This window comes from Rhodococcus sp. 21391 (genome assembly GCF_016772255.1).
GTDB lineage: Bacteria > Actinomycetota > Actinomycetes > Mycobacteriales > Mycobacteriaceae > Rhodococcus_F > Rhodococcus_F opacus.
The window spans coordinates 7,208,826-7,228,883 of the sequence record NZ_CP063781.1 but is presented as its reverse complement, the minus strand read 5'-3'; the positions used below and the strand labels follow the sequence as shown (position 1 = coordinate 7,228,883).

Here is a 20,058-nt window from a genome sequence, read left to right as displayed (position 1 = left end):
AGATTCCCCACATATGTGGGGAAATCGTAGGGTCGCTCACGATGGCGGTGAGTGGTTTGAATCACGAAGATTTCAAGCCACGTTCAGCAGTCGGCTGTGACCTGAATCGCCCGAAACCAGATGGAAAACGTGATCTGCGCTATGAAAGCCGCGACTTTTACACCGGCGTAAGAAATCCAGGACAAGCTTTGCGAAGGCTTGTCCACCGGCGGTCGTCGGTGTCGGCAGGCTCTACAGAATGTGCTCCTGCCCACGTGTGACCGTCCAGAAAGCTGTACCACTGTGCTCCAGCTCATCTCGATACTCGCCTTTCTCCGAAGGGTCGGCTCCACCGCTCTGCCGTCAGTGCACGTCGCGTTGCTTCGCTTCGCGGGGTACCTGGTGCCGATCGCGCAGACGGCGGTCACCGCGGGGGCGGCGTGGTGGGTGTCGGTCGAGGTGGCTAGACACGAGCAGCCGCTGCTGGCTCCGTTGGCGGCGGTGGTATGCCTGAGCGTCGCGCGGGGTGCCCGCAGTCGTCGGGCCGGCGAGTTGATCGCGGGTGTCACCATCGGAACGATCGTCTCGGACGTCGTCGTGCGGTACATCGGCAACGGGCCGTGGCAGATCTGCCTTGTGGTGGCTGTGGCGATGTCTTTTGCGGTGCTCCTCGACGGTGGTTCGGTGATCGTCCTGCAGGCGGGTTCGTCGGCGGCGTTGGTCGCGGCCATGGCATCCGCGACCGCCGCCCACCCGTTCGACCGTGTCGTGGACGCACTGATCGGGGGTGCGCTCAGCCTGGTGGCGCTGTCTGTGTTGCCCACCGACCCTGTGCGGCGGACGCGCCGGTGCGCCGCCGCTGTGCTGGACAGCGTGGCCGCAGCCCTCCGGCAGACGTCGAAGGGACTGGCCGCGGGTGATGTCTCCGCGCTGGAGGATGCTCTCGCACTTGCCCGTTCGACGCAGTCGACCATCGACAGCATGCGCGTCGAACTCCGCTCCGGATCCGAGGTGGCCCGGATCTCACCGATTCACTGGCGGGGGCGACGCCGCATCGGCCGGCTGGCATCGATTGCCGACCCGATCGACAACGCCGCACGCAACACCCGGGTCCTGGTGCGGCGCGCCCTGATCGCCACGTACGACGGCGAACGAGTCGACCCGCAGTTGGCGGACGCCATCTCCGAGCTGGCGCACCTCGCCGACCGGATGCGGCTGATGATTCTCGCGACTCCCGCGAAGAAGCCCAACGAAATCCAGATCAGCGACGAACTCGAGCGATTCGCGCGCTCACTGCCGCAGCAGGAGATCTCGGCAGGGTTCTCCGCAGCGGTCGTCTCCGCGCAGGTCCGGTCCATCGTCATCGACTTCTTCGAAGTGTGCGGCATCCCCCGTGCCGTCTGCCGGCCGATGCTGCCCCGCCCCGCCCACTACGCGGGCGCCGCGTAGAGCAAGACTCAGGACATCTCGAGCCGGCACTGTTCGGGCGCGCGAGAGTTGTCGATGACGCAGAACCGGTTGCCCTCGGTGTCCTCCAGCACGACGAAGTCCGATTCCTCGGGGTACCGGTCCCACGGCACCCTCTGCGCGCCGAGACCGACGAGCCGTTCGATTTCCGCGGCCTGATCCGCGCTGTCGCGGGCGTGCAGGTCGAGGTGCAGTCGCGGTTCGGGTTCCGCGTCGTGTTCGCTCTGCTGGATCGCCAGCAGTGGCCGGCCGTCGGGCTGCGTCAAGTTGGTGAAGCCGTTGTCGCCGACGGGCGGGAGCGCAGTCAATCCGAGTGCCTCGGTCCAGAACCTGGTTGCACGCCGAACGTCGCGTGCCCCGATCACGGTCGTTCCCAAGATGAGCATGAACCGAATTTATCCGCTGCGCCGGGCCGGGATGGACGATGTGGGGGGTGGATTTCGAGGACCTGGCATTGCGACCCCTCGCCGAACGCTTGTGTCGCGTCGGCGGCGTCGTCGGCGTCACCCTCGGCGGCAGCCGCGCCCGAGGGACACACACGGCGGAATCCGACTACGACCTGGGCGTCTACTACCGCGGGGCCCTCGACACCGACGGGCTGAACGACCTCGCGCGGGAGTGGGCGGGTGCCGGGGCATCGGCGACCCGGACGCGTGAGTGGGTACCGTGGGTCGACAGTGGTGCGTGGCTGTCGATCGACGGCCGGGCGGTCGACTGGCTGTACCGCGACCTCGACCGGGTGACCGCGGTGTGGCAGGACACCCAGCAGGGTGTGTACGGGTTTCACGCCCAGACCGGTCACCCGTTCGGGTTCGCGGACTTCGCGTACGCGGGCGAACTCGCATCGGCGGTGATCCTCGCCGATCCGTCCGGACGCATCGCTGCGCTCCACGCCGACATGCAGCACTACCCGGACCTCCTGCGTGAAGCCCTGGTGCGGCGACTGTGGGAGGCGGACTTCGTCACCATGCTGGCCCGCAAGGCGATCCCGCGTGCCGATGCGACGTATGTGGCGGGTTGCCTGTTTCGCACGGTGTGCCTGTGCGCGCACGCCCTCCACGCGCACGCCCGGCGCTGGGTGATCAACGAGAAGGGGGCTGTGGCCGCCGCCGGTGCCCTGCCGAACGCACCCACCGACTTCACCGCTCGCGCTCACGCCGTCCTCGGCCGGCTCGGAACGACGCCCGGCGAACTGACCGCCGCCCTCACCCTGGCCGAACAACTCGTCGACGACACCCGGAACGCCTGTCCCCTGACGTGAGCGTGCGAACCCTCAGCCGTTCTCCCCGAACCGCCCCCGGGCCTCGACCGGAATCAGCGGCTTCTCCGCCCGCGCCTTGATCTGCTGGACCGCCCACGTATTGCCGTCGGGATCGGCGAATCCGAAGAAGGTTCCCCCGTCACGCTCGTCGAACACGGTGATCTCGCTGGGCTCGACACCCCGATCGAGCAACTCCTGGCGGGCCGCGGCGGCGTCGGCGACCACCAACTGCAGTCCCCTCATCGACCCCGGTGCCATCTCCGTCTGCGACGGGAGATCGCCGATCACGATCGAGCAGCCCGAACCGGTGGGGGTCAGCTGAACGACGTGCATGTGCTCGTTGGTGGTGTCGTGGTCGAGATGGAAGCCGAGCTTGTCGCGGTAGAACGCGACGGAACGATCGATGTCACTGACGGGCAGAACGACCACTTCGAGTGTCCAGTCCATGATGCGAGTTCCTCCGTATCGGTGGGGAGCGAATTGCTCCGCATCAGATGGTGGCGCATCGGGGACGTCGTTGCCGTCGTTCTGCCCAGAACTCGGGGTTACCAGCCGCGCAACCGGTCCGGGGTGACGCGGACGAGCGTCGAGTAGTCCTGCCGGAACTTCTCGATGATCACCCGGTATCAACCGCGGACGAGTGCGCGATCTTCCCCGACGCGGATCGAATGCGGTCAGCGGTGCGTATGGAGTGGCTTCCCCGACAACGCGAGCATCGCTTCACCCAGCGCTTCGTTCTGGGTGGGGTGCGCGTGGACGAACGGCGCGACATCGGTGGGCAGGGCCTCCCAGGCGACGGTCAGTTGGGCCTCACCGATCAGCTCGCCGACGCGGTCGCCGACCATGTGCACACCGACCACCGGTCCGGTGTCGCCGGCTCGGACGACCTTGATCCCACCCGACGCCTTCAGAATCTGGCTCTTGCCGTTGCCCGCGAGGTCGTACACGACGGACGTGACGTCGCCGTACCTTTCGCGGGCGGCATCCTCGGTGAGGCCGACGGACGCGACCTCGGGGTGCGAGTACGTCACCCGCGGAACGAGATGCTCGGCCACGGGAACGGGATCGAGGCCGGCGATCTCCTCCGCCACGAACACCCCGTGTTGGAATCCGCGGTGCGCCAGTTGAAGTCCCGCCACGATGTCGCCGACGGCATACACCCCGTCGACGTGGGTGCGCAGCCGCCCGTTGGTGACGACGAACCCCTGATCCAGCGTGATTCCGTGTTCCGCGAATCCACTGTCGCCGGTGCGCGGACCACGCCCGACCGCCACCAGCAGGATTTCCGCCTCGAGGGTGTCGCCGCCCTCGAGTTCCACGAGAACGCCGTCCGCGGTTTCCTTCGCCGCCGCGACGGTCAAACCAGTGCGGGCGGCGATACCGCGCTTGCGGAATGCGCGTTCGAGTTGCTTCGAGCACCACGGATCCTCCGCCGCAACCAGGCGGGGAAGCGCCTCGACGACCGTCACTTCCGCGCCGAACGACGCCCAGACGCTGGCGAACTCGACGCCGATCACGCCACCGCCGAGAACGATGGCCCTCTTCGGGACGAACCCGAGATTCAATGCGTCGTCGCTGGTGACGATGCGCTCACCGAGTTCGATGGACGGCACCGTCCGGGCGTAGGAGCCGGTCGCGAGAACGACGGACGTCCCGGTGTAGCGGGTGCCGTCCACCTCGATCGTCCTGTCTCCGACATACTTTCCGTGCCCGCTCACGACGCTGATCTTGTGCTGGGCGACCAGGCCCTGCAGTCCCCTGTGCAACCGATCGATCGTGCCGTTCTTGTACTGGTGCACCGCCTCGATGTCGATGCCGTCGAACGTCATTCGCACGCCGAACGCGGCACCGGTCCGCGCGGTGTCGGCGACCTCGGCGGAATGGAGCAGCGCTTTGGTCGGGATACAGCCCCGGTGCAGGCAGGTTCCGCCGATCTTGTCCGCCTCGATCACCGTCACCGACAGCCCGAGCTGCGCGGCGCGGAAGGCGCAGGCGTAGCCGCCGGAACCGCCACCGAGAATCAGGACGTCACTGTGGGTGGTGGTCATCAGAGCCTCCCCAGCACGGTGATCGGGTTCTCGATGTAGTCGGCGAACAATCTGAGGAATCCGCCCGCGACGCCGCCGTCGCACACCCGGTGATCGAAGCTCAGCGATACCTGGGTGACCTTCCGAACGGCCAACTGCCCGTCCACGGCCCACGGTTTGTCGATGATGCGGCCGACACCGAGGATCGCGGCCTCGGGATGGTTGATGATCGGGGTCGAGCCGTCCACACCGAAGACGCCGTAGTTGTTGAGGGTGAACGTGCCACCGGTCAGCCGTGCCGGCGGGAGCGTCCCCTCACGTGCCAGCACCGTGGTGTCGCGCAGTTGCCGGGCGAGTTCGACGGTGGTGAGCGAGTCGGCCTGCTCGATCACGGGGACGACCAGGCCTCGCGGTGTCTGCGCCGCGATGCCGAGGTGGACGTGACCGTATCGGACGATCTCGTTGCGTTCGGTGTCGACGGTCGAGTTCAGTTCCGGGTACTGCTTCAGCGCCGCGAGGGCCAGACGCGCGAGCAGGGCCATCAGGCTCACGCCGGTGTCGGCGTCGAGGGCGGCATTGACAGCCCGGCGGGCGGCGAGGAGGTCGGTGGCGTCCACGTCGACCCAGGTTGTCGCGTCCGGGATTTCGCGTCGGCTCGTCGACAGCTTGTCGGCGACCGCTTTCCGCAGGCCCTTGATCGGAATCCGCTGTACGTCGGCTGGCGCGGGTGTGGTGGCGAGTGCCTTCTCGACGTCGGCGCGGTTGATCACACCGCCGGGACCGCTCCCGGGCAGCCGCGACAGGTCGAGATCGTTCTTCCGGGCGAGGTTGCGAACGACCGGCGAGATGACCCGTGGCGCAATACCGGCGCGGTTCGGTTCCGGCCGTGTGAGCTCGCGTGTCACGCCGACGCGTCGGCGACGCCGGCGCGTGTCCTCGCTGGTGCCGTAGCCGATCAGGACGTTGCCCGAGCCGGCTCGTTCTTCTTCGCGATGCTGCTCGTGTGCGGCGGGTGTTCCACTGACGGTGATCAGCGGGGTGCCCACCTGCAGCGTCGAGCCTTCGTCGCCGTGCAGGGAGATTACCGTGCCCTCGAAGGGAATCGGCACCTCGACCGCGGCTTTCGCGGTTTCGACCTCGACGACCACCTGGTCGACGGTGACGGTGTCGCCGACCCGGACTTTCCATTCGGCGATGCCGGCCTCGGTGAGTCCTTCGCCGAGGTCGGGAAGTAGGAAGACCTGGTTGCTCATGCGGTCACCGCCCAGCGGGTGTCGGCGGAGTCGTTCCACTGCAACCGGTCGACGCTGTCGAGGACACGGTCGACGCTCGGCAGGTGGAGGCGTTCGAGTTTCGGCGCCGGGTAGGGGATGTCGAATCCGCTGACCCGCAGCACCGGCGCGTGCAGGTGATGGAAGCAGCGTTCCTGGACGCGGGCGGCGATCTCGGCGCCGACACCGGCGAATCCCTGCGCCTCCTGAATGACGATGCAGCGACCGGTCTTCCGGACCGATGCCATGACGGTCTCGTCGTCGAAGGGCACGATCGACCGAAGGTCGATCACCTCGATGTCGTGACCCTCCGCCGCGGCCGCCTCGGCGGATTCGAGCGCGACGGTCACCGACGGTCCGTACGCGACGATGGTCGCGTCCCGGCCGGGACGCCGGACGGCGGCCTGCCCGATCGGTGCGCCCACCGCGAGGTCGACGTCGGCGCGGGAGAAGTACAGGCGTTTCGGTTCGAGGAAGATCACCGGGTCGGGGTCGTCGATCGCCTCGCGCAGCAGGGTGTAGGCGTCCTCGACGGTGGACGGGGCCACGACCTTCAGTCCGGGGGTGTGGGCGTAGTAGCCCTCGCTGGAGTCGCAGTGGTGCTCGACCCCGCCGATGCCGCCCGCGAACGGGATTCGGATGACGATCGGCACGGACAGCGCGCCCTTGGTGCGGTTCCGGATCTTCGCGACGTGGGAGACGATCTGCTCGAACGCCGGGTAGGCGAACGCGTCGAACTGCATTTCGACGACCGGCGTGAACCCGGACATCGCCATGCCGATCGCGAAGCCGATGATGCCGGATTCGGCGAGCGGGGTGTCGAAGCACCGGTTGTCGCCGAAGTCGCGGGTCAGGCCGTCGGTGACGCGGAAGACGCCGCCGAGGGCGCCGACGTCCTCGCCGAAGACGACGACGTTCTCGTCGGCGGCGAGGGCGTCGCGCAGTGCGGTGTTCAGGGCCTGGGCCATGGTGAGCACGGGCATGGTGTCAGTTCTCCTCGGACTCGGCGGCCAGTTCGGCTTCCGCCTGCGCTTGCTGCTCTCGAAGTTGCGGGGTCTGCTCGGCGAAGACGTACCGGAACAGGTCCATCGGGTCGGTGGGCCGGTCGACGTTCATGCCGGCACGCAGCGCGGATGCGGCGGCCTCGGCGTCCGCGGTGAGGGCTGCCGACGATTCGTCGTCGAGCAGTCCCTTCCCGCGCAGGTACTTCTCCAGCCGGGCCAGCGGGTCGCGGCCGAGCCACTGTTCCACCTCGGACGAGTCGCGGTAGCGGGTGGCGTCGTCGGCGTTGGTGTGCGCGTCGATCCGGTAGGTGTGAGCTTCGACGATGACCGGACCGTTGCCGGCCCGGACGAAGTTCGCGGCCTCGTCCATCACGGCGAGCATGGCGACCGGGTCGTTGCCGTCCACCTGCTCGGAGCCGATTCCGTAGCCGACTCCCTTGTGCGCCAATGTGGGCGCCGCGCTCTGCCGGGCGAGCGGCACGCTGATCGCGAATCCATTGTTCTGTACCAGAAAAACCACCGGGGCCTTGAACACGGCGGCGAAGTTGAGGGCCTCGTGGAAGTCGCCCTCACTGGTCGCGCCGTCACCGCAGAACGCCAGGGCGATCGTGTCGTTTCCCTTGCGGTGTTCGCCGTAGGCCACACCGGTCGCGTGCAACAACTGGGTGGCCAGCGGGGTGCACTGCGGGGCGCTGCGGTGGGCGGCGGGGTCGTAGCCGCAGTGCCAGTCGCCGGCGAGCATGCCGAGGATCTCGACCGGATCGATGCCGCGGGCGGCGAGCGCCACCGAGTCGCGGTAGGTGGGGAACATCCAGTCGCCGGGTTGCAAGCTCATCGCCGCCGCGATCTGGCAGGCCTCCTGACCACGCGACGACGGGTACACAGCCAACCGGCCCTGCTTGGTCAGCGCCGTCGCCTGCTGATCGAAACGCCTGCCCAGCACCATGTTCCGGTACATCTCGACCAGACGGTCGTCGCTCGGCCTCGGATACCGGGCCTCACTCTCGGTCAGCTCGCCGGCCGCGTCCAGATACTGCACCGCACACTCGGCGGGAAGGAACTTCCGATACGGCGTCGCCAGGGGCGGCTCTACGAGCGTCACGTCTACCTCCAGATGCATTGTGTTCGTCAATGCTCGCAACTGAACGACCTATCGACAACGACAAGGCGGAATCAGAGACAAACGGTCTAGAATCGGCTCATCGGGAGCAGAATGTCTCACCGGAGTGTGAGCGACCACAGCAGGGATGGACAGATGGCCGGCGGCACAGCGGACACGTATGAACTCGACGCCATCGACCGGCGCATCATCAAGGAACTCGTCGCCGACAGCCGCATCTCGATGCGGGCGCTGGCGGAGAAGGCGCACATCTCCCGCGCGCACGCCTACGTCCGCATCGAGCGGTTGCAGGAGGCGGGGATCATCGAAGGCTTCACCACCCGGATTTCGCACTCCAAGGCGGGACTCGGCTCGTCTGCGTTCATCGCCCTCTCGATTCGGCAGGATTCGTGGCGGGGGATCTCCACCCAGCTCCGAACACTGCCCTTCGTCGAGCACTTCTCGCTGCTGGGCGGCGATTTCGACGTTCTCGTCCTGGTGCGCGCACCGGACAACAGCGCACTGCGTCATGTCGTCCTCGAACGGTTGCAGAGCCTCGAGGGGGTGCAGTCGACCAAGACGTGGCTGATCTTCGAGGAAGCCAACGGGCCCGGACCGGAATGGGTCCGTTGACGGGACGGATAGGATTCCGTCATGCGCAGCGACCTGATGAAGAACGCGGAACGCAGTGGTGACCCGGGCACCTTCGTGCTACAGAATCCCCGAATGCTCAAGGTGGACTTGGCCGGAACCAGCGGTCACTTCTTTGCCCGGCAAGGATCGATGGTCGCCTACCAGGGGGATGTCGACTTCGCCTACCAGGGCAGCGGAGGTGTCGGGAAGTTCTTCAAGAAGGCCTTCACCGGTGAGGGCATGTCGCTGATGAAGGTCTCCGGCAGCGGCGACGTGTTCCTCGCCCGCGACGCCGACGAAATCTTCCTGCTCGAACTCGAGGACGAGTCGGTGACCGTCAGCGGTTCCAACGTCCTCGCGTTCGACAGTTCCCTGAACTGGGACATCAACCGCGTCGAGGGCGCGTCGATGCTCAGCGGCGGACTGTTCAACACCACGTTCACCGGCCGCGGTGTCCTCGCCGTCACCATCTACGGCACTCCCGTCGTCCTGAACGTGGACACCCCCACCTACGTCGACATGCAGAGCGCGGTGCTGTGGTCGACAGGCCTGCACTCGACGATCCGCAAGACCGCGAAGATGGGCGCCGCGATCGGCCGGGGTTCCGGTGAGGCATATCAGCTGTGTCTCACCGGAAACGGCATCGTCGTCGTCCAGGCCTCGGAGGGGCACCCGGTTCCCAAGCCGTAACCACCGCGGCCGCACGGGTGCCCCGGTCGATCACCCTGCCCGGGTGCGGGCGAGGGCGCCGACCGCGACGTCGACGAGCAGGAACGCGAGGAGGCTGACGCCGAGCAGCGGGACGAACCAGCCGACGAGGACGACGCAGGCGGCCCCCGCCACGGCCGCGGCCGGGTGGATTCGACGCCAGGTGCCCCGCACCGGCGGCCTGCCGACCGCCCGGGTGGTGCCGGGGGTGGGCCGGCGCCGCCACCACAGGAGGTAGCCGCGGACGATCACGGCGAGCAAGGCCACCGCGAGGGCGGCCAGGACCAGCTGGTTGAGCAGGCCGAACAGCAATCCCATGTGCAGGGCGATGCCCCAGGACGTCAGCTTCGCGGCGAGCGGCCAGTCACCGAATCGCGACACGTCCGTCACCGCGCCCGTGGCCCCGTCGACCGCGATCGAATCGGTCGAGAACTGCCACGGTTCGCGGGTCTGCGTGACGGTGAACGCGGTGCCCGCGTCGGCGGGAAGGGTCGCCTCGACAGCCCCGGTGACACCGCTCTGCCGGGCCACGTCGAGGACGGTGTCGAGTGCGCCCACGTTGTGGTCGAGGATTCCCGTATCCGACGCGGGGGTGTGCCCGGCGCCGTGCCCGTCGTGACCGCCCGATGCGGCGGCGCCGGCGGCGGGCGCCGAGTCCAGTTTCTTGTCGATCTCGGGAGTGGTCCAGCTCAGGGCGGTACGGAGTTCGCCGACGTTCGCCCCCGCGTACCGCGACCACGTCAGACCCGTGACCGAGAGGAACACCAGACCGACCGCGATCCAGATGCCGACCACCCCGTGCCAGCTGAGGGTGCGGTTGCGTCCGCGGCTCGACCGGTCGAGCGTCCACAGCCTGGCGGCGTCCGCGTTGCGGGCGCGGGTGGTGCGGTAGCGCTGCACCCACAGGTACACACCACCGAGCGCGATGACCCACAGCCACGACGCGGCGAGCTCGCTGTAGATGCGGCCGGGCTCACCGAGGTGCAGGTGCCGGTGCAACTGCGAAATCCAGGTCCGCATCGGCAACGCCCCACTACTGCCGTAGACGACGAGCTCGCCCACCGACTCCGCGGTGACGGGATCGACGAAGACCGCGCGGCGCTCGGACTCGCCCAGCCCGGGATCGGTGAACATCACCTGCGTCGTGTCACCCGCTTCGGTCGCCGGGCGCACGGCGGCGACGGCGAGATCCGGGCGAACCTGCTGCGCGGCCCGCACCTGTTCGGACATCGGCAGGTCCGGGCCGGTCGAATCGACGTGCAGGTAGTCGCGGTAGACCAGCTGCTCGACCGACGGCGCGAGGGCGTAGAGGCCGCCGCTGACCGCGGCGATCACCAGGAACGGGGCCACCAGGATCCCCGCATAGAAGTGCAGGCGCAGGATCAGTGGCCGGAAACTGCGCGGCGGCGAGGAGACCTTCGACGCCGGGGAGGACGCGACCGGTGTGTCGCGTTCGAGTTCAGGGATGGACATGACGATCTCGCTTCGAATCGGGTGAGACGGGCACCCGGCGCCGTCGAGGTCGCGCACAACAGGGTGCGCTGGGCAACTCGAGGTGACACGTCAGGGATGCGCCGACTCAGGAAGGAATCGGCACCGGGACTCGCGTGGGAGTCTGCTGATGCCGTGTGAGGACACGCCGGACCGGCGACCACACGTCTGGTGTGTGTGCCGGGAAGGCGGTGAGAAGGATTCGACTAGACGAGAGCGGGTGGTCCGCGGGTGCCGGCGCCCGCGGCGACCAGCAGCCACAACGACAGCTTCGCGCGGTAGACCGGGGTCGCCGTCCAGGTGCCGGTATCGACCTGCAGCGGGGCCAGGACTGCGAGAACGATCCGCGACAACGCCGCCAATGCCCTCAGGCAGGCGCGTTCGGCGGACCGGACCAGCACCGCGGCGACTGCGATCGCGGCGAGGTGCGCGGCGATCATCGGGGTGGAAAGCCCCAGACCATGGGAATGATCGGCGGCCAAGGCCAGTGTGGTGTGGCCGATCAGCTGGCCCGCAGCGAGCACCGACAGCACGAACAACCATTCACGGCGGGGCACCCGGACGGCGGCGACCGACGCCCCGACTGCGGCGCACGCCGCGAGAAGCAGCACCACCGAGCCATCGCTCGGGGGCATTCCGCCTCCGGCGATGCCGTGCGCGGCGATGCTGACCGCGCCGGACAGTGAACCCACGACGGAGCCGCGCACCCGCGCGACCACATCCAACCGTGATGTCACCCCGCGAGGGTACCGCTTCCGCGATGCCCAGCCCGGCCGCGGTGTGCGAAACCGGTCAGGCGGAAGCCCCTGCCGCCGGGCGCAGTCGCGCGAGGACGTCCGTCAAGGTGACGACACCGGTCAGTTGCTCGTTGTCGGTGACGATTGCGAGGTGGCTGCGGGTCTCGCGCATGGTGTGCAGGGCCTCGTATACGGGAGCGTCCGCGTCGAGGGTCAGCACCGGGCGCATGAGGTCGGCGGCCGTGACTGCGGCGCCGGCCCGCAGGCTGTCCCGGGCGTGCACCATCCCCTTGATCCCGTCCTCGTCGCGTACGAGCAGTCGGAGGTGGCCGCTCCGATCCGCGGCCACCCTGATCGACGCCGCGGTGGCGTCCGGGGCGACACTGCTCGGGGCGGTGTTCGGCCGCACCATGTCTCGCACGGCGAGCGATTGGAGTTCCAGGGCGCTGGTCAGTTGGCCGTGGTATCGCTCGTCGAGCGTGCCGACGGTCGCCGAGTGCTCGACGAGGTGACGCAGCGCGTCGGGACCCTGCCCGGCGCCCACCTGGTCGACCGGTTCCACGCCGAACCTTCGCAGACACCGGTTCGCCATCCGGTTCAGCACCAGCAGCAGCGGGCGGGTGGCCCACATGAATCCGCGCATCGGGATCGCCAGCAGTGTCGCCGATTTCTCCGGGTGCGCGATCGCCCACGACTTGGGTGCCATCTCACCGACGACAAGGTGCAGGAACGTGACGATGATCAGGGCGAGGATGAATCCGAGCACGTCCGCCAGCCACAGCGGGGCACCCCACCCCTCGAAGGCCGGGGTGAGCCAGTGATGCACGGCCGGCTTCGTGACGGCGCCGAGCGCGAGGGTGCAGACGGTGATGCCCAGCTGGGATCCGGCCAGCAGCACGGACAGCTCGGATGCGCTGCGCAGAGCCGCGCAGGCAGCCCTACTGGTGGGGGCGGCGTCCTCGAGCCGGTGGCGGCGGGCAGCGATCAACGCGAATTCGATCGCCACGAAGAACGCGCTGGCCGCGATCAACCCGACGGTGACGAGCACGATGACCCACGGATTACCCATCGGTCGAGTCGCTCTCCAGGATGCGGAGCCTCACGAACAGCGAGGACGGGACGTGCTTGTCGACTGTCCGCACCTCGGCGTCGAGGGTGCGGACGGGTGGGTCGGCGTCGTTGATCAGGTCGGCCGGATCCGGGTTCAATCGGATCGCGACGGCGTCACCGACGACGGGGAGCCCGCCGAACTCGGCGATGACGGCACCCGCGAGCGTCTCGAAGTCGCCGGGCGGCAGGTCGTGTCCGAGGATGCGCTCCACCTCGTCGATGTGCAGATCGCCGGGCATCGTCCAGCCTTCGGATTCGGACCCCGTCACGGAGACGCCGCCGTCGGGATCGTGTTCGTCGGCGATCTCACCGACGAGTTCCTCCGCGAGGTCCTCGATCGTGATGACACCGGCGAACCCGCCGTACTCGTCGACGACGAGCGCCATTTCGTCCCGGGCCGCCGTCAGCTGTTCCAGCACGGCGGGCAGCGGCAGCGACGTCGGCACGACGACGGCCGAACGGGCCCGGGACGCGGCCGGACCGTCGGCCTGCTCGCCGAGCAGGTCGTGGAGGTGGATGACGCCGCGCAGATCGTCGGAGGAAGTCCCGACCACGGGGTAGCGGGTGTGGCCCGCACCCATCTTCTCGAGAACACTGCTCAGGGAATCGTGGGCCCGGACGGTGTCGACGTGGGCGCGGGGAATCATCGCGTGCCCGGCGGTGCGGGTCGGAAAGTCGAGGATCCGGTCGAGCAGGGTCGACAGTTCCCGCGGCAGCTCACCGGCGTCGCGGGATTCGGCGACGATGTGTTCGAGGTCCCGCACGGTGGCTGAGTGTTCGACGTCGTGGACCGGCTCGATCCGCAGCGCGCGCAGCAGCAGGTTCGACGACTGGTCGAACAGCCAGATCAACCAGCCGAAGAGTTTCAGGTAGATCGTGGTCGACAGTGCGAGCCAACGCGCCACCGGTTCGGGCCGGGCGATCGCCAGGTTCTTCGGGACGAGCTCCCCGAAGAGCATCTGGACGAAGGTGGAGAACAGGACGGCGAGGACGGCGCCGACGCCGATCCCGACCGCGGTGGGGATGCCGACACCGCCGAGAAGCTCACCGAGGCCGCGTCCTATCAGGGGTTCGGCGACATAACCGACGAGCAGGCCGGTGACGGTGATGCCCAGCTGGGCGCCGGAGAGCATGAACGAGGTGCGGCGAGTGACGCCGAGGGCGCGGGCGGCGCCCGCGTCTCCCGCCTCGGCCCGGGCTTTGAGCCGCGAGCGGTCGACCGACATGTATGCGAATTCCTGGGCGACGAAGTAGCCGGTCAGGGCGGTGATCAGCAATACGACGACGACGCCGAAGCCGATGCTCAGGACGGTCACCATGTGTTCACCCCCGCGGTGCGTCCGGGAGTGCGGTGATCACTCCGGGGCGGGCTGGGTCTTCGGGGCGCGAAGCGCTGGTCATGGCTCTCTCTGTATTCGGGGTACGAGTCACCCATAGTAAAGGACTCTTTACTTTTTCGATCGGCGGGTGCGCAGAGTCACGCGGTCGGTGTTACGACCGGATTACCGGATTCGGGCCGCGGTGAGGGTTACGAAACCTGAGCTTGTTCCTCGCGTGACCATTCGGAAATCACCGAACCGTGTACTTGTTTCAGGTCGACGGAGTGCGCAGCGCACTCTCCCCACGCAGAGCGAATGGACATCGAAGTCTACGCCCGGCCCGTCGCCCACAGCATCTCATCAGCGCGTTCAGGCCCTTCGGGCGCCTCCGCCCCCGAACAACCAGGAGTCCCTTGTGACCGACATCGAGAACACCATCGCCGAGAACATCCAGAAGGCACTCGGCGAGATTCCCCACCCGGCACTGCCCAAGGGCACCAACATCTACGGGTCGACGAAGATCTTCCCGGACTACAAGGCCCAGGACGGCGAGTCCTACTTCACGCTGGTGCACGGCATCGCGCACGAATCCTCCGTCAGCTTCGTCGCCGTCCTGCAGGCAACCCGCGCACTGCGCAAGGGTTTCGAGTCGGCAATCTATTTCTACGGCCCCGGCGCCCTCAACTGCCTTGCGACGCGTGGGTTTCCGACCACCGGAGACAACGGTTTCCCGGGCGAGCAGAACATCAACGACGCACTCGCGACATTCATCTCCGAAGGTGGGACCGTCTTCGCGTGCCGCTTCGGCCTCGCGCTGCACGGCGGACGGGAAGAGGACCTGATCGAGGGCGTCGTGCCCGCACATCCCCTGGATGTGCAGGACGCCATCATCCACTACTCCCGCAAGGGCGCCATCATCAACTCCACATACATGGTCTGAGGTGTGAACCATGAGCGATCTCTCGACACGAGTTGACGTAGCAGTACGTGGAATTCGATCACTGAACGTCCCGGTCACCCGGACTTCCGGCGCCGGCCCCAGCGACGACGGTCATGTACTGATCGGCGGGATCGGCGGCGCCATCCCCATCCGGTCCGACAGCCCGTACGAAGTCAGTGGAAACCGCCTGCTGTTGAACGGCACCGACATGGGGGTGGAGATCGAGCCGGTCCGACGGCCTCGGTTCTACGACCTCGATACCGCCGACGGAATCTCCTACGAGAAGATCGCCCGGCTGCACGGGACGAACGTACTCGCCACGACCGTGGTCCAGACCTGCATTCGATACGACCCGGCACAGCGGTGCCGATTCTGCTCGATCGAGGCATCACTGCAGTCCGGCTCGACAATCGCGGTGAAGAAGCCCGAACAACTCGCCGAGGTCGCCGAAGCCGCCGTCCGCCTCGACGGCGTCACCCAGATGATCATGACCACGGGCACGTCGGCGGCCAAGGATCGCGGTGCCCGTCACCTGGCGCGATGCGTCGCGGCCGTCAAGGTGGTGGCCCCGGACCTCGCCATACAGGTGCAGTGCGAACCGCCCGGCGATCTCGGGACCATCACGGATCTTCGGGACGCGGGGGCCGATTCCATCGGCATCCACGTGGAGTCCCTGGACGACGAGGTTCGGCGGCGCTGGATGCCCGGCAAGGCGACTGTTCCGCTGGACGAGTACCGGGCGGCGTGGCGCGAGGCGGTTCGGGTTTTCGGACGGAATCAGGTGTCGACCTACCTGCTGGTCGGGCTGGGTGAAGATCCCGACGAATTGGTCGCGGGCGCAGCCGAACTGATCGACATGGGCGTCTACCCGTTCGTCGTCCCGTTCCGGCCGCTCGCCGGCACGCTGGCAGTCGAGGACGGGGCTCAGGCGCCGTCGCCGGCCCTGCTCGCCGACGTCACCTCGCGGGTGGCGAAGGAATTGCAGGCGGTCGGCATGCGCGGCGCCGACCAGAAGGCGGGCTGCGCCGCGTGTGGGGCCTGCAGCGTCCTTCAGAACGCAGGAGGCTGACATGTGGGACCTGCCGACCGCCGAGAGCACTCCTTCCGATTTCGCCGTCCTCACCGGGCCGTCGGTTCAGGAGTCACAGTGGAGTTTCCTCGTGCAACCCGCCACCGGTCGGGTGATGATCGAGGCGTACCGACGACTGCGGCGTGAGACGTTCGTCGTGGAACAGGGACTGTTCACCGCCAGCGACCGGGACGATGTCGACGACGATCCCCGAACCGTGGTGCTCGTGGCGATCAGCACCACGGGCGAGGTGCTCGGCGGTGTTCGCCTCGCCCCGATGACGGACGGCACCGACCTCGGGTGGTGGGTGGGAAGCCGCCTCGTGGTGGGTCGAAACATCCGGAGCAGCAGGGGAATCGGAAAGGCACTCGTGCGCGCCGCCTGCGCCCACGCCGAATCCCGCGGCGCGTTGCGGTTCGACGCCACCGTGCAGAGCCGGAACGAAACGATGTTCGCCCACCTGGGCTGGACGCGGATGGGTGACGTCACGGTGGCGGGCGCGCCGCACGTGCATATGACGTGGCCGATCGATCGCGTCGAGCGTCTGGTCCAGAGCACGAAGTCCTGTCTGGCCCACACCCTGGCTCCCTTGGGTGCGCATGGTGATGCGCTCGGCGGCAGCGGGTTCCGCGGCGACGACGGCGCACCGGTACCGGGCAGCGACCTGATTGCGGCGTGCGACGCCATCCTGCCCGCCATGGTTGAGCGCGATCCCGAGTGGGCCGGATGGTGCGCCGCCCTCGTCAACCTCAACGACCTGTCGGCGATGGGTGCCGTCCCCGTCGGGATGCTCGACTCGGTCGGCGCACCGAACACCTCGATCCTGTCGAAGGTGATCCGTGGGCTCAGCCGGGCTGCGGAAGCGTGGGGCGTACCGGTACTGGGCGGCCACACCCAGCTCGGTGTTCCCGCGGCGCTGTCGGTGACAGCGCTCGGACGCACCGCGGATCCGGTGCCCGCGGGTGGGGGTCGGGTCGGCGACGAGCTCACGCTGACAGCAGACCTGGACGGGCAATGGCGGCCGGGATACACCGGACAGCAGTGGGATTCGACGTCCCATCGCAGCTCGGACGAACTGCGGGACATGGCCTCGTTCGTCGCCCGCACCCGCCCCGCCGCGGCGAAGGACATCAGCATGGCGGGGATCGCCGGCACCACCGGGATGCTCGCCGAGGCGAGCGGACTCGGCGCCGTCCTCGACGTCGCATCGGTCCCCAGGCCGCCCGGTACGACGGCGGGTGACTGGATGACGTGCTTTCCCGGGTTCGCGATGATCACCGCCGATCGGCGCGGTAGCGCCCCGGCGCCCGCCGGGCCGGCCACCTCGGCCGTCTGCGGGGAATTGACATACGAGCCGGGGGTCAGCCTTCGCTGGCCCGACGGCGTAACGACACGCGTGGTGCACTCCACGGTCACAGGATTGGGAAGAGCATGACTGACATCGGAATCTCCGTTGCGGCAGCCGAGTTCGGCCGCGACATGGAACAGGCGTATCGCACGATCGGTGAACTGATCCAGCAGGCGCGGACAGCCGGGAGTTCGCTACTCGTGCTTCCGGAGGCCTGCCTGGGCGGTTACCTGCCCAGCCTGGGCGGAGGCGACGAAACCGAGGAGCAGCGGCAGCGTCGGCTCCGCAGCCTCCCGCCCGCACTGGAATTGGACGGGCCCGAGATCCGGCGGGTCGTCGACATGGCCGGCGACCTGGTGATCACCCTCGGATTCTGCGAGGCCGACGGCGCCGACCGGTACAACGCCGCGGTGACGCTGCACGGCGACGGGATACTCGGCTCGTACCGCAAGGTGCACCAGCCGCTGGGGGAGAACCTCTGCTACCGCGCCGGCGACAAGTACGAAGCGTTCGACACCCCGGTCGGACGGATGGGCATGCAGATCTGTTACGACAAAGCCTTTCCCGAGGCCGCGAGGACGCTCGCCCTCGACGGCGCGGAGATCATCACGTCGCTGTCGGCGTGGCCCACCGCCCGCACCAACCGCGTCGAGAACCCCGAAGACGACCGGTGGAAGCAGAGATTCGATATTTACGACCGCGCGCGGGCCACGGAGAATCAGGTGGTCTGGGTGGCGTCGAATCAGGCGGGGACGTTCGGGTCGCTCCGGTTCGTGTGCAGCGCGAAGATCGTCGGCCCGGGCGGCGAGATCCTCGCCACCACAGGCGTGGAACCCGGCCTCGCCTCGGCCACGCTGGATGTGCAGGCCGAACTGGACGCGATTCGCAGCGGCGGGATGTACAACCTCCGGGACCGCCGGCCGGAACTGTACGGAGACGTCGTCGCGGAGAACCGGGTGAGCGGCACCCGGCTCGACGCGACGGCACGACCGTCGTTCCTCCGCACCACGACAGCCGAACTGGAGCCCGTCGATGCCTGAGATGACGTTCACGGTGCGCTGGCCGAACGGAAGCACCCAGTCCTGCTACTCGCCGTCGCTGGTCATGCACGACCACCTGGTGGCCGGTGAGGACTACACGGTCGCCGATTTCCTCACACGCACCACGACGGCGCTCACCGAGGCCAGTGAGCGAGTCCGTGCCAAGTTCGGGATGTACTGCACGTCCGCGTCCGAGCAGATGCAGGAACTCGAACGCGCCGGCCGCACCCTCGACCCCCAATCCCTCGTCCGGGTCCTCGAGATGAACCCGGCTTCACTCCCCGGAGAGTCGTGATGACCGAACAACACACAGTCGTCGTGATCGGCGGCGGCCAGGCGGGCCTGTCGATCAGCTGGCATCTGGTGCAGCGTGGAATCGACCACGTGGTGCTCGAGCGAGAGTCGATTGCGCACGAGTGGCGCGACAGTCGCTGGGACAGCTTCACTCTCGTCACTCCGAACTGGCAGTGCACCCTTCCGGGATACAGCTACTCGGGCGGCGATCCCGACGGGTTCATGAACCGCGAGGAGACCTACCAGTTCGTGCGTGGGTACGCCGATACCTTCGATCCTCCTGTGCGCGAAGGGGTCACGGTGGTGGGGGTCCGGCAGTCGGGTTCCGGAGGGTTCGACGTGGACACGACGGAAGGCTCGATGCACGCCGACCACGTCGTCGTCGCGGTCGGCGGGTACCACACACCGGTCGTTCCCCGGTTCGCCGAACGGCTGCCCGCCGACATCACGCAATTGCACTCGTCGCAGTACCGGAGCGCCGGCGAGCTGCCCGCGGGCGAGGTTCTCGTGGTGGGCAACGGCCAGTCCGGCGCCCAGATCGCGGAGGATCTTCATCTCGCGGGTCGTACCGTCCACCTCGTCACCGGTGGGGCGCCGCGGGTCGCGCGGTTCTACCGCGGCCGGGACTGCGTGGCCTGGCTGCACGACATGGGCACCTACGACGTCTCGATCGCCGATCACCCGGGCGGTCTGGGCAAGCGGGAGAACACCAACCACTACGTCACCGGCCGGGACGGTGGCCGCGACATCGACCTCCGTGCGTTCGCGCTCACGGGAATGCGCCTGTACGGGCGGCTGCTCGACGTCGTGGACGGCACCCTGCGGTTCGCGCCCACTCTGGAGTCGTCGCTGGATGCTGCCGATGCCGTCAGTGAGAGCATCAAGGATTCCATCGACGCCTATATCGACCGCGCGGGCATCGATGCGCCGCGAGAGGAACGGTACGTGCCGGTCTGGCGTCCCGAACGTGAGGTCACCGAGTTGGAGCTGCCGACGTCGGGCATCACGTCGGTGGTGTGGTCCATCGGTTTCCGGACCGACTACCGGTGGCTCCGCGCGGGCGTGTTCGACGGTGAGGGCCATCCCACCCACAACCGCGGCGTCACCGCGGTGCCCGGGCTGTACTTCCTCGGCCTTCCGTGGCAGCACACGTGGGGTTCGGGACGGTTCGCGGGAGTGGCGCGGGACGCGGAGTATCTGGCGGACCGCATCGAACTCGAAGCGGGTGTGTTGCCGGCGACGGCGACACTAGCCTGACGCC

At 68.0% G+C, this 20,058-nt stretch carries 20 protein-coding genes; 10 read left to right on the top strand and 10 right to left on the bottom strand.

Going from position 1 to position 20,058, the window contains the following annotated elements; genetic code table 11:
• Positions 1-282: 282 nt before the first annotated feature.
• Positions 283-1,428 carry an FUSC family protein gene (locus GO592_RS33565; RefSeq protein ID WP_007297827.1) on the top strand — a complete coding sequence of 382 codons (1,146 nt, stop codon included), beginning with the start codon at positions 283-285 and terminating at the stop codon, positions 1,426-1,428.
• An 8-nt stretch (positions 1,429-1,436) separates the two neighbouring features.
• Here the strand turns inward: GO592_RS33565 and GO592_RS33560 are convergent, their stop codons facing one another.
• On the bottom strand, positions 1,437-1,832 hold the full coding sequence (locus GO592_RS33560) for a VOC family protein (RefSeq protein ID WP_005254606.1): 396 nt from the start codon (positions 1,830-1,832) through the stop codon (positions 1,437-1,439).
• Positions 1,833-1,870: 38 nt separating this feature from the next.
• On the opposite strand from GO592_RS33560, the gene GO592_RS33555 reads away from it, so the two are divergent.
• Positions 1,871-2,707 carry a nucleotidyltransferase domain-containing protein gene (locus GO592_RS33555; protein WP_039951445.1) on the top strand — a complete coding sequence of 279 codons (837 nt, stop codon included), beginning with the start codon at positions 1,871-1,873 and terminating at the stop codon, positions 2,705-2,707.
• Between the two features lie 12 nt (positions 2,708-2,719).
• Here GO592_RS33555 and GO592_RS33550 read toward each other — a convergent pair whose 3' ends face one another.
• The 5 genes from GO592_RS33550 to pdhA form a co-directional block, all read right to left on the bottom strand.
• Entirely contained in the window at positions 2,720-3,154 is a 435-nt protein-coding gene (locus GO592_RS33550) for a VOC family protein (RefSeq protein ID WP_007297829.1), read from the bottom strand.
• Positions 3,155-3,381: 227 nt separating this feature from the next.
• Positions 3,382-4,755, bottom strand: a complete 1,374-nt coding sequence (gene lpdA, locus GO592_RS33545; protein WP_007297831.1) for a dihydrolipoyl dehydrogenase — start codon at positions 4,753-4,755, stop codon at positions 3,382-3,384.
• Positions 4,755-5,987 (bottom strand): dihydrolipoamide acetyltransferase family protein, encoded by a 1,233-nt coding sequence (locus GO592_RS33540; RefSeq protein ID WP_039951456.1) that lies wholly within the window; start codon positions 5,985-5,987, stop codon positions 4,755-4,757. Before GO592_RS33540 ends, lpdA begins: the two co-directional genes overlap by 1 nt.
• Complete coding sequence (locus tag GO592_RS33535) at positions 5,984-6,988, bottom strand: alpha-ketoacid dehydrogenase subunit beta (RefSeq protein WP_007297833.1); 1,005 nt, start codon at positions 6,986-6,988, stop codon at positions 5,984-5,986. Before GO592_RS33535 ends, GO592_RS33540 begins: the two co-directional genes overlap by 4 nt.
• A gap of 4 nt (positions 6,989-6,992) precedes the next feature.
• Positions 6,993-8,129, bottom strand: coding sequence for a pyruvate dehydrogenase (acetyl-transferring) E1 component subunit alpha (gene pdhA / locus GO592_RS33530; protein ID WP_007297834.1), 1,137 nt, complete (start codon positions 8,127-8,129; stop codon positions 6,993-6,995).
• Between the two features lie 135 nt (positions 8,130-8,264).
• On the opposite strand from pdhA, the gene GO592_RS33525 reads away from it, so the two are divergent.
• Both GO592_RS33525 and GO592_RS33520 read left to right on the top strand, forming a co-directional pair.
• Positions 8,265-8,741, top strand: coding sequence for an Lrp/AsnC family transcriptional regulator (locus GO592_RS33525; RefSeq protein WP_007297835.1), 477 nt, complete (start codon positions 8,265-8,267; stop codon positions 8,739-8,741).
• 21 nt (positions 8,742-8,762) lie between these two features.
• The gene (locus tag GO592_RS33520) at positions 8,763-9,431 is read left to right on the top strand and encodes an AIM24 family protein (protein WP_005254630.1); all 669 of its coding nucleotides are present in this window, start codon (positions 8,763-8,765) and stop codon (positions 9,429-9,431) included.
• A gap of 30 nt (positions 9,432-9,461) precedes the next feature.
• On the opposite strand, the gene GO592_RS33515 is transcribed toward GO592_RS33520, so the two are convergent.
• From GO592_RS33515 to GO592_RS33500, 4 genes are all read right to left on the bottom strand, one after another.
• Entirely contained in the window at positions 9,462-10,922 is a 1,461-nt protein-coding gene (locus GO592_RS33515) for a PepSY-associated TM helix domain-containing protein (protein ID WP_039951457.1), read from the bottom strand.
• A gap of 224 nt (positions 10,923-11,146) precedes the next feature.
• Positions 11,147-11,677 (bottom strand): hypothetical protein, encoded by a 531-nt coding sequence (locus GO592_RS33510; RefSeq protein WP_193385480.1) that lies wholly within the window; start codon positions 11,675-11,677, stop codon positions 11,147-11,149.
• 55 nt (positions 11,678-11,732) lie between these two features.
• Positions 11,733-12,746, bottom strand: coding sequence for a hemolysin family protein (locus GO592_RS33505; RefSeq protein ID WP_007297837.1), 1,014 nt, complete (start codon positions 12,744-12,746; stop codon positions 11,733-11,735).
• A complete protein-coding gene (locus GO592_RS33500) occupies positions 12,739-14,106 on the bottom strand; it encodes a hemolysin family protein (protein WP_007297838.1) in 1,368 nt (455 codons plus the stop codon). Before GO592_RS33500 ends, GO592_RS33505 begins: the two co-directional genes overlap by 8 nt.
• 415 nt (positions 14,107-14,521) lie before the next feature.
• Between GO592_RS33500 and GO592_RS33495 the strand changes: the two genes are divergently transcribed.
• The 6 genes from GO592_RS33495 to GO592_RS33470 are packed head-to-tail and all read left to right on the top strand — an operon-like array spanning position 14,522 to position 20,054.
• The gene (locus GO592_RS33495) at positions 14,522-15,046 is read left to right on the top strand and encodes an MSMEG_0572/Sll0783 family nitrogen starvation response protein (protein WP_007297839.1); all 525 of its coding nucleotides are present in this window, start codon (positions 14,522-14,524) and stop codon (positions 15,044-15,046) included.
• Positions 15,047-15,056: 10 nt separating this feature from the next.
• Positions 15,057-16,115 (top strand): MSMEG_0568 family radical SAM protein, encoded by a 1,059-nt coding sequence (locus tag GO592_RS33490; protein WP_007297840.1) that lies wholly within the window; start codon positions 15,057-15,059, stop codon positions 16,113-16,115.
• 1 nt (position 16,116) lies between these two features.
• Positions 16,117-17,550: an MSMEG_0567/sll0787 family protein gene (locus GO592_RS33485; RefSeq protein WP_007297841.1), complete on the top strand. Its 1,434-nt coding sequence runs from the start codon at positions 16,117-16,119 to the stop codon at positions 17,548-17,550.
• The gene (locus GO592_RS33480; RefSeq protein ID WP_005254655.1) at positions 17,547-18,503 is read left to right on the top strand and encodes a carbon-nitrogen hydrolase family protein; all 957 of its coding nucleotides are present in this window, start codon (positions 17,547-17,549) and stop codon (positions 18,501-18,503) included. Before GO592_RS33485 ends, GO592_RS33480 begins: the two co-directional genes overlap by 4 nt.
• Positions 18,496-18,798, top strand: a complete 303-nt coding sequence (locus tag GO592_RS33475; protein WP_039951448.1) for an MSMEG_0570 family nitrogen starvation response protein — start codon at positions 18,496-18,498, stop codon at positions 18,796-18,798. The genes GO592_RS33480 and GO592_RS33475 overlap by 8 nt, the downstream gene beginning before the upstream one ends.
• Entirely contained in the window at positions 18,798-20,054 is a 1,257-nt protein-coding gene (locus tag GO592_RS33470) for an MSMEG_0569 family flavin-dependent oxidoreductase (protein ID WP_007297843.1), read from the top strand. Before GO592_RS33475 ends, GO592_RS33470 begins: the two co-directional genes overlap by 1 nt.
• Positions 20,055-20,058: the final 4 nt, after the last annotated feature.

What these genes read in the sequence shown, in the direction of transcription:
- GO592_RS33485 (WP_007297841.1), top strand. Translation starts at nt 16,117, where the DNA reads ATGTGGGACCTGCCGACCGCCGAGAGCACTCCTTCCGATTTCGCCGTC.
- GO592_RS33540 (WP_039951456.1), bottom strand. Translation starts at nt 5,987, where the DNA reads ATGAGCAACCAGGTCTTCCTACTTCCCGACCTCGGCGAAGGACTCACC.
- GO592_RS33470 (WP_007297843.1), top strand. Translation starts at nt 18,798, where the DNA reads ATGACCGAACAACACACAGTCGTCGTGATCGGCGGCGGCCAGGCGGGC.
- pdhA (WP_007297834.1), bottom strand. Translation starts at nt 8,129, where the DNA reads ATGCATCTGGAGGTAGACGTGACGCTCGTAGAGCCGCCCCTGGCGACG.
- lpdA (WP_007297831.1), bottom strand. Translation starts at nt 4,755, where the DNA reads ATGACCACCACCCACAGTGACGTCCTGATTCTCGGTGGCGGTTCCGGC.
- GO592_RS33505 (WP_007297837.1), bottom strand. Translation starts at nt 12,746, where the DNA reads ATGGGTAATCCGTGGGTCATCGTGCTCGTCACCGTCGGGTTGATCGCG.
- GO592_RS33515 (WP_039951457.1), bottom strand. Translation starts at nt 10,922, where the DNA reads ATGTCCATCCCTGAACTCGAACGCGACACACCGGTCGCGTCCTCCCCG.
- GO592_RS33555 (WP_039951445.1), top strand. Translation starts at nt 1,871, where the DNA reads ATGTGGGGGGTGGATTTCGAGGACCTGGCATTGCGACCCCTCGCCGAA.
- GO592_RS33550 (WP_007297829.1), bottom strand. Translation starts at nt 3,154, where the DNA reads ATGGACTGGACACTCGAAGTGGTCGTTCTGCCCGTCAGTGACATCGAT.
- GO592_RS33490 (WP_007297840.1), top strand. Translation starts at nt 15,057, where the DNA reads ATGAGCGATCTCTCGACACGAGTTGACGTAGCAGTACGTGGAATTCGA.
- GO592_RS33475 (WP_039951448.1), top strand. Translation starts at nt 18,496, where the DNA reads ATGCCTGAGATGACGTTCACGGTGCGCTGGCCGAACGGAAGCACCCAG.
- GO592_RS33500 (WP_007297838.1), bottom strand. Translation starts at nt 14,106, where the DNA reads ATGGTGACCGTCCTGAGCATCGGCTTCGGCGTCGTCGTCGTATTGCTG.
- GO592_RS33520 (WP_005254630.1), top strand. Translation starts at nt 8,763, where the DNA reads ATGCGCAGCGACCTGATGAAGAACGCGGAACGCAGTGGTGACCCGGGC.
- GO592_RS33535 (WP_007297833.1), bottom strand. Translation starts at nt 6,988, where the DNA reads ATGCCCGTGCTCACCATGGCCCAGGCCCTGAACACCGCACTGCGCGAC.
- GO592_RS33560 (WP_005254606.1), bottom strand. Translation starts at nt 1,832, where the DNA reads ATGCTCATCTTGGGAACGACCGTGATCGGGGCACGCGACGTTCGGCGT.
- GO592_RS33525 (WP_007297835.1), top strand. Translation starts at nt 8,265, where the DNA reads ATGGCCGGCGGCACAGCGGACACGTATGAACTCGACGCCATCGACCGG.
- GO592_RS33480 (WP_005254655.1), top strand. Translation starts at nt 17,547, where the DNA reads ATGACTGACATCGGAATCTCCGTTGCGGCAGCCGAGTTCGGCCGCGAC.